General features: G+C 70.0%; 2 pseudogenes. One reads left to right on the forward strand and one right to left on the reverse strand.

The annotated features are described in order from the left end of the window. Nucleotides 1-141 (forward strand): annotated as a pseudogene (locus MKL20_RS00005) (porin family protein); the annotation flags it as partial. A gap of 250 nt (nt 142-391) precedes the next feature. Here MKL20_RS00005 and MKL20_RS00010 read toward each other — a convergent pair. Continuing rightward, nucleotides 392-611 (reverse strand): annotated as a pseudogene (locus MKL20_RS00010) (chemotaxis protein); the annotation flags it as partial.

Consider the following 611-nt stretch of genomic DNA (forward strand, 5'->3'; position numbering starts at 1 on the left):
GACCGCGGCACCCGCAACCAGGGTGTCCTGCTCGTCAACGCCGCCAACCTCGCCCCGGCCTATTCCAGCGCGATCGGTCGCCGCGACGACGAGTTCGCCGTCGTCCGCGCCGGCCTGAACTACAAGTTCGGCTCGTACTAGGACCTCAAGAAGACGCTTCCGGCCTCCGGGCCGGGAGCGTCTTCTTCTGGATGAGGCGGGCATGAGTCCGTCAGATCCGACAGGCCGACCGAGCCTTCGACCCAGCCCCAGCCGCATCCGCGTCTGGGGCTTTTCGTTTGCGGGAAGCACGATCTGCCGGGCGGCCGTGTCGGCATTGTCGAGCCGGCGCCGAGAGCCCGCACGGATGGTCATCCGCCGTGGGTCGGTGTCCCTCCCCCGCGGCCCGGCCTCAGTGCCGGTAGCGTTCGGCCAGGGCCATCAGCGCCTGGGCGAGGTCCGTGAGGTTGGCCGAGGCCGCCTCGACCTCGCGGGTGCCGGCCGCCGTCTGCTGGCTGGCCTGGCGGATGTTCTGCAGCGCCCCCATCACCTGCTCGATCCCCAGCTGCTGCTGGTTGGTCGAGGCCACGATCTGCTGGAACGTCTGCACGTTCTCCTCCACCCGCGCCGTG

The sequence above is a fragment of the Methylobacterium sp. E-066 genome (assembly GCF_022829635.1).
Taxonomy (GTDB): Bacteria; Pseudomonadota; Alphaproteobacteria; order Rhizobiales; family Beijerinckiaceae; genus Methylobacterium.